Genomic DNA, 7,947 nt, shown 5'->3' with positions numbered 1-7,947 from the left:
GATTCATTCCTCTGAGATACAACATGCGCTCTTTCCTCTTTCAGAAGATACAAGCGGCTAGTCGACGCTTGAGCTCAAAAAGGGCTCGGTGAGTCGATCCAATCTTCGTTCATCCAGTTGGCCTGCCAGGAGTATTTCTTTTGCATTTGGATAATGTCGTAAAAGTTGCTTAGCCTGCCGTCGAATTGACCCTGATGCCGCTGCATCTTGCGAAAGCTCGATCAGGAAATCTCGCGTTTGAATAAGCGCTCTCGTGCGTTCGTTCGGCATCGTCATGTTGTACTCCTTCTACGAGCGGGGAATGGTTCAGACCGCTTTGGGCTGGACTGCTTTTTAACCAACGCCTTGCCCCGCCATTTCGTCAGCCTACACCTCAGGACAGCTAAAACAAGCATGGACCCTGACACAAGCTCTGAGCGTCCGCGGTAGAAGGCCTTCAAGCCCCGAGCTTTTCAGGCAGTGAATGGCCGTTTTTGGCCGATTCTGTTGAAAAAGTCGACCATGGTTTGCGCATCGGAAAAGTACGCGTCCGAGATTGAAATCTTTACTTTTGGCAGAGGCTTCCGGACTCGGATTTCACGTAGCAGTGTGCAAAAAAGGCGTTTTAGCCAGTCAATGACCAGGCTGTTTGGGCGAACCGGCTTTTTCAACAGAATCGGCCGTTTTCTGCACCTCGTGACAGGCACAAAACGGCCAAAGGCTGCCGCTCATGCCCAATGAATAGTCAGTGCAGGGAGCAACGCTTTCCAACAGAGATAAGCCCACGATTCAATACAACCGCTGCCGTCCATGATTAGGGAATGAGATTGCTCGTGGAGACTGATTGCTTGCCGGTCGAAGGAGCGATAGCGAGCACTGTACAGGTGAAAGGGTTATGGCAATATGACCCCATGCGTCGTTGAGAAATGCCTCATGCTGGCGCACACAAAGGACGTGAAATGACCTCGCTGGCAGCCCATCTCACCTGGCTTGAGCCCAATGGCACCTATACCTCAGCGTGTGGGCGCTCAATCCCGGTTTATCGATTCAACCACAACGCATTAGATACTTCCATAATGTCGGGTTGGGCAAGACATTTTAGAAATCACTACTGTAGCGACCAAGAACTACGCTACTTAAAAAACCCCTCAAAGACTAATTCAGAATATTTGATCACGGAAAAATTCCCTAGCGAATCGATTGCGCCAGGCCCGAGCATTCGGGCCGGGGATTTCGCAGAGATTCTAATAGCTGACTACCTTCAATATATTAGAAACTACGCAGTCCCTCGAACGCGCTATGATCGGAAGATCATAGCGAATGAATCCAGCAAGGGATCAGACGTAATAGCTTTCAAAAAAAATCCGAACGTAATCAGTGAAAAAGATGAATTGTTAATATTTGAAGTAAAAGCAAAAGCAACTGAAAAGACAAAAATCAACGTCCTGCAGAATGCAATTGATGATTCCATTAAAGATGAAATCCGGATTGCAGAGTCTTTGAACGCTATGCGTCAGAGGTTATATGATCGACAAGATTTTGATGGAGTCGACTTGATAGAACGCTTCCAGCGCGAACCTGATTATCCTTGCAAACGCAAGTATGGCGCAGCTGCGGTTTACACATCGTCATCGCTACACGAGAGCGTGGTATGTACCTCACATGCGGGCAATCACCCTAGTGCCGACAGCCTGGAACTACTCGTAGTGAGTGGGGTTGAGCTGATGTCACTGATTCACGAGCTTTATCGGAGAGCCGCAGATGAAGCTTGAAAATAAGGGGCGTGAAATCCTTGATGTTACACGTGCTAAAGCAAAACAGTATGAATTTGGAATCGAGGAGGAATATCACGTTGAGCTTCCTCAGGATCCTAAGCGGTTGCTTGTGTTCACGATTGGAGTGCTCGGAGAGTTGGCTGCACTTGAATCCCGCCCCTCAGATGAGCGCGAAGAACACAAGCAAGTACTGAAGCAACAATTAGTGCTGGCTGGACAATTTTTTGAATCTTTAAGCCTGTCTCGCCTAACAACCGAAATAGATGAATATCTAAAAATCTTGAGCTCGGCTTCTTATTATCTGGCCGACATGCCAGGCAGTTCACTGGTTCTAGCCAGAGCAGTATCAAAAATTCCCGCAGAGCTGACAGGCAGTAGGCTCGAAAGCTTGTTAGTGTGGCTACTAAAATCCGAGCTGAATGAAAACTTCTTTCTCGCTTCATCAGGGGGGTATAACGACCAGATTCGCAGAACAGCAATGGTTTATCGCGCTTTTATGAATATGGAGGCGGATCTATCAGACGTAGAAGACGAGCTAAATGAGCTCAGAAGTACCGTCTATGCGAGCGGCTCAGATCGTGAGGTGCTGCTGGCCGACACTATCAATGCTCTAATTAAAAGAAAAATCAATAATTCGTCATTGGTCTGCCTACCTAAATACACCGGCCTGGAACAGAGTCGTTGGCACCAAGCGCTTGCAAACGACAAGTTTATGAAGGAGTTTTGGCCTGCACAGCGCTTAGTGGGAAGCCTAGGCGTGCTGAAGGGTGAGTCAGCAGTTATGCAAATGCCCACCAGTGCGGGTAAAACCAAGTCTATCGAGCTTATCATTCGGAGYGGATTTCTCTCAGGTCGTGCAAAACTAGCCGTGATTGTCGCCCCCTTCCGTGCATTGTGCCGGGAAATTACTCAGGGCTTCATGGCATCGTTTGAGCATGACTCTGTCAATATCAACGAGCTTAGAGATGTTACAAGTGTGGATGAGGATGAGCAGGAATTTCTAAAATTTTTGCTTGGCGAAGATTTCAAAGGCAAACACGATCATACTGTAATTGTTTCAACTCCAGAAAAGTTAGTTTACCTGCTTAGGCATGAGCCTTCTCTGGCCAAACAAATTGACTTGCTGATATTTGACGAAGGCCATCAATTTGATAGCGAAAAAAGGGGGGTAACCTACGAGCTTTTGATTGCTTCGCTGAAGAAAACAATACCTGAGAAGGCACAAAAGGTATTGATTTCAGCGGTTATGTCTAATGCAGAAACAATTGGCGACTGGCTGAATGGAGAGTCCAGCCTAAGCATCCAGGGTAGTAATTGGCTGCCATCTATCAAAAGCGTAGCTTTTCTCAGCTGGTTTCACGATATGGGCCAACTGAGTTACCTCCGGCGAGACAATAAACGCGATAGCGGCTTATATGTCCCCAAGATCATTCAACAGTCAAGTCTTGAGCTGCGAGGGAGAGAAAGCAAGGCTCGGTTTTTTCCAACAAAGACCAAAGTTCAGTCAATTTCCTGCTATTTGGGACTCCGACTGTGCCAGCAGGGGCCAACAGCTATATTTTGCGGGGATAAGAGAACAGTCATTAGTCTGTGTTCAACCGTTGTAGATGTGTACAAACGAGGATTATCACTTCCTGCGCCAAGCTCAGTCTCAGACACCGCTGAGCTTCAGAAAATTGCGTTTCTGTCACATCTACACTTTTCCGATCAGCACATTTTTTCTGAAGCTATTCCCCTAGGAGTCTTGCCTCACAGTTCAGCCATTCCAAATGGTCTCAGAATCGCGGTTGAATGGGCTATGGATAAGGGTGCTGGACACCTCGTCATATGCACCTCGACTCTCGCTCAGGGTGTGAATCTTCCAATCAAATACCTTCTAATCTCAAACTTGATGCAGGGTGGTAAAAGGATTTCCACTAGGGAGTTCCAAAACCTGATTGGACGCGCTGGACGGTCAGGTTATCATACTGAAGGTGGAATAATTTTCACTGACCCCAAAATTTACGACAACCGTTTTCACTGGAGAGGACGAGACAAATGGGAGAGAACCCTCAAACTTTTAAACTTTAATAACGCCGAAGAGTGCCTGAGTAGCTTGATGGAAATAGTTCAGCCATTCCCTCTGATTAAAGGTGAAAATGACGTTCTAAATTTCATCTCTAATCCGTTTAGGGAAAGAACATTGTGGCGTGAATGGTGCGAGGAAAGCGGAATCCCTGAGGAAAGCTTTACTGAATTGATGCAAGATTTTGATAAAAAGGAGCAAATCCTTCATTCCATTGAAAGCTATTTCATGTCAATTTTGAAGGATGACAGATCTTTATTATCAACAGAATACTTTCTAGACCTAGCCTACGAAACTCTTGCCTACCATCTTGCGAGCGACGTCGCTAAAGATCAGTTAGTGGCAATATTTGCTGCCATCCACTCAAGATTAAGCGTGATACCAGTAGAAAAATTCTCCTATTATGGACGGACCCTTCTTGGGCTTGATCAGCTTATTTACATCGAAGACTGGATAGCATCTCAACTTTTCGAACTTGAATTTTGTGACTCTCCTCAGGATCTCCTCGAAGTATGCTGGCCCTTAATCACGATATTTTCCAGAAAGAAGATCACCTCTAACATCTATCCGCAGGAGCAAGCGGTAAACATTGCCACTCAATGGTGCAATGAAACTAGTTATGCAGAGATTTTGACTTATGCCAAACTAAACAATTTTTCCGTCAAGGCAAAAAACACTTATTACTCGATTACTCAAGAGCATATTGTAGATTTCTGCTCTGCTCTCTCTTACGATGGAATGTTAATAATAGGAGCTGTCGGCGACATTGTCGAAGGCAAGGCCTTGAATGATACATTGCTTAACCATGCCAGATTACTTCAAAATCAGCTGAAACTCGGCCTATCAGACGAATTCAAAATTTGGATACACGGACAAGGGTTCGCTGATAGAGAGGTGTGCAAGTYCATTAGCCAGCAATTTGAAAGCGTTCGAGAAAACAAAAACATTGTTGACTACAAAATTTTAAAAAATAATAAGCAACTACTAAAGGAAGCATTGTCAAGATTGCCTACTGCGTTTTCATTGTCAAAATTTAGTTAACTGAATTGCCCCTGTCTAGAAGGCACTTCCAAAGAACTGCGTTGGCCTTTAGCAGACAAAATCGAACGTCCGCTCCTGGCCGATTTTTGCCTGTCGCCACCGTCAGCTTTGGGTCGATTTCTGCACTTGGTGACGGGCAGAAACCGGCCAAAAGTGGTAATTCAGACGTGTCTACTAAATTGGGGGCGACTCAGAGTGTAAGCGCAACCAGCACCACAAACCTATGGTCAGGCAGATTACTCTTGCTGAGATTGGCACCGTACCGAAAAAACCGAGCGCCAGAACCTTTGCAAAGCCCAATGTGAGATTGAAATGGCGTACTATCATTAGCAGGAACAGTCAGTGAAACGACCTGGCTGAAATAACATAGCACCGAAAATAAGGTGCAGTTTAAAACACAGAATTTAACCTATGAATTCAACTTTCTACCTTCCGCGCATGCTCTCCAGCAAAGACAGTATTTATACTGAAGAAGCATTGCTAGCAGCTTCAAATTACGTTGTTGTTTTAGCAGAACCCGGAGGCGGAAAAACTGAACTTATGGGAAGCCTAGCCCGACAGCTGGGAACCTCCACCGTTACCGCAAACAAGTTTAAACACTTGGGGGCCGCTGCAGAGAATTACCCACTCGTGATCGATGCGTTTGATGAGTTGGCCAAACTCGATCAAACGGGTATTCACAGCCTTCTTGCTAACGCCAGAAAAGCAAAGCCAACACACGTCATCATTTCGAGCCGATCCAGCGAGTGGGGTACAGCTGCCACAAACGCATTCGAAGACTATCTAGGATGCTCACCGTTGGTGGTTAGGCTTTGCGAGTTTGAAGAGGGAGAACAGCAGGAAATTTTTCATCATCATGTTCGGGGTGAGGAATTTTCAAAGTTCCAAGCGGAAGTAGCTCGATTCGGCTTAGGAGCATTACTCCCTAACCCCCAATTTCTGAAGATGTTTGCAGATGCCTATATGGAAAGCGGCAGACACTTCACAGATAAACGAAGTATATTTTCACAAGCGGTCGAACGGCTGGCGAAGGAAGCTAACGTCAATGTAGTGCAGACGCTATCCAGCACACAAAGGGTTGCTCTGTCGTCGGAAGTATTCACCAAGCTTTTGCTGTCCGGAGCAGAAGGCATAGGGACGAGCGAGGCAACCGCAGATCGGATCTATCCACTGCTGGCATCACTCTTTGACAAACACACAGCAGCTGAAGGCATCCTGGCAACTCGACTTTTTAAACCTGGAGACAGTGCGGATCAACATCGGCCTGTTCACAAGATCGTTGCTGAATACTGTGCGGCGGACTACCTTGCCAAGCGGATCGCTGATCCGGTTGATCCTCTGACATTACATAAATGCCTACCTATCATCGCTCCGAACAACGTAGTTCGAGATGAACTCCGGGGATTACTGGGTTGGCTCGCGGCGCTAGGCAACAGATCCATTCAAGAGACTGCTATTGAACTTGATCCCTACGCGGTGCTTGCGAATGGTGATCCCTCTCAACTTGAACACTCCTCAAAGCGCCTACTTATACAAGGACTGAAAGCTGTCGAAACGAAGGATCCCTATTTCCGGCGAGGAGATGCTTGGCGCCGGTTCAGTGCTTCAGGTTTCTTCACCCAAGAGGTCATGACAGAGATTAAACCCTTTCTAGCGAGCGGCAGTGATGGGCATTTGCGTGATCTAATTCTTGAGTTGTTGACGGGGTCACCAGCGATTGCGCATCTGACACAAGAGTTGCGTCAACTCGTGTTGAATCCAGACGAAAGCGAACACACTCGCTTGTTGGCCAGCAAATGTCTGATCGACCTGCCGGGCCATGACCATCACACCGATTTAGCAGTCCTGGTCTCTGAAGCCAGTCATACCTCTCTGAAAATTGCGGTAACCATCCTAACAGCTATCGGCGCCGAAGCATTTGGTTTAGCCTACCTCGCTGGCTTTTTTCGAGTCTGCTCAAACCTTTACCCGAGTCATCGAGAACCTTACAAATCCACAATCGGTACGCGTTATTTCATAAGGCGCTTCGTTGGCGGACTTGGTTTGATACCAATCGAGTGGCTACTTGATGACTTAACTAAAGACCTTGTTTGCACATGCAAAAAAAAATATTACGAATGTGATTGTAGAATTGGGATCAGCAAGATTGTAGGCATGATGCTGGATCGATACTTTGAATTGGCAACACCYCCTTTTGACCCGAGAAGGGTTTGGCATTGGATCGAAAATCTGATTTTTCATGAACAAAAATCAGCAGATCAGAGCAAGGCCGTTAAAGTGCTTCAAGATGACGATGGCTTGCGGCAAGGAATAATGGCTCATGCATTTGGAAACCTCACCAGCAGCGACGATATTTTCGAAACTAGAATACAGAAATTTGATTTTCACTCTCACTCCGGCCTTCGTTTTCAATCCAGCGATTACTACTTTATAGTTGATCTGGCATTTGAAATTGATAACCCAGCACTGTGGGCGAGTTACATCGCAATGCATCACTTTCATCAAAGTCAAGCACAGCGAGGCCCAAATAGATTGCGACGGCACATGCGTGAACAGGCATTGGAGAAATCTCCTTTGATGCGCGAGTGGGCAAAATTCAATAGAGCGGCCGCGCAATCTGCACAAGCCCAACAAAAAAGCATGTTTGTCCACAGGCGGAGGATGAATCGCCGCCGCCGAGAACAAAACGACATCAATAAGTTAAACATCCAGTATTTACGGGACAATCGAGAGCTTGTTCAAAGTGGTCGGCATTGGCCTTGTCTTACGCGCTTTGCTGATTTGGTTCTTACCGACCCAGATAAAATTGAGTATGAGTTCGGTGATGAAGCGCTTGTTCGAAAGGCTCTCAGAAACTGCCTAGATTTCATTGCTCCCGATGTCCCTAATCTGCTCAGGCTTGCGGAATTACAGTGTGCATCGCAGGGCGCATACAYTGAACCTGTTCTTTTTGCAGCTTGCTTGGAAATCATGCGCAGCGACGGAAACTTGGAAAATGTCGATCTGCCGTTACTGAATGCACTGCGAACTAATATCGACATGGGCTACAGTGCCGTGTCCGACGAAGAACGCCATGCGCTGAAAGAT

4 protein-coding genes are annotated in these 7,947 nt (G+C 46.5%); 3 read left to right on the top strand and 1 reads right to left on the bottom strand.

Annotation, left to right across the window (positions count from 1 at the left end; genetic code table 11):
- Positions 1-57 precede the first annotated feature (57 nt).
- Entirely contained in the window at positions 58-276 is a 219-nt protein-coding gene (locus AC1DU9_RS28985) for a BPSL0761 family protein (protein WP_477811200.1), read from the bottom strand.
- A 662-nt stretch (positions 277-938) separates the two neighbouring features.
- On the opposite strand from AC1DU9_RS28985, the gene AC1DU9_RS28980 reads away from it, so the two are divergent.
- The 3 genes from AC1DU9_RS28980 to AC1DU9_RS28970 form a co-directional block, all read left to right on the top strand.
- A complete protein-coding gene (locus AC1DU9_RS28980) occupies positions 939-1,751 on the top strand; it encodes a Hachiman antiphage defense system protein HamA (RefSeq protein WP_477811199.1) in 813 nt (270 codons plus the stop codon).
- On the top strand, positions 1,741-4,860 hold the full coding sequence (locus AC1DU9_RS28975; RefSeq protein WP_477811198.1) for a DEAD/DEAH box helicase: 3,120 nt from the start codon (positions 1,741-1,743) through the stop codon (positions 4,858-4,860). The genes AC1DU9_RS28980 and AC1DU9_RS28975 overlap by 11 nt, the downstream gene beginning before the upstream one ends.
- A 411-nt stretch (positions 4,861-5,271) precedes the next feature.
- On the top strand, positions 5,272-7,947 hold a 2,676-nt coding region (locus AC1DU9_RS28970; RefSeq protein ID WP_477811197.1), incomplete at its 3' end, for an NACHT domain-containing protein.

It is taken from the genome of Pseudomonas sp. P4_C1 (assembly GCF_056402155.1).
Note: the sequence above shows the minus strand (reverse complement) of the source record. Positions and strands in the feature narration are given on the sequence as shown.

Excerpts from the sequence above, each read along its gene's own strand:
- AC1DU9_RS28980 (WP_477811199.1), top strand. The coding sequence starts at position 939 with ATGACCTCGCTGGCAGCCCATCTCACCTGGCTTGAGCCCAATGGCACC.
- AC1DU9_RS28985 (WP_477811200.1), bottom strand. The coding sequence starts at position 276 with ATGACGATGCCGAACGAACGCACGAGAGCGCTTATTCAAACGCGAGAT.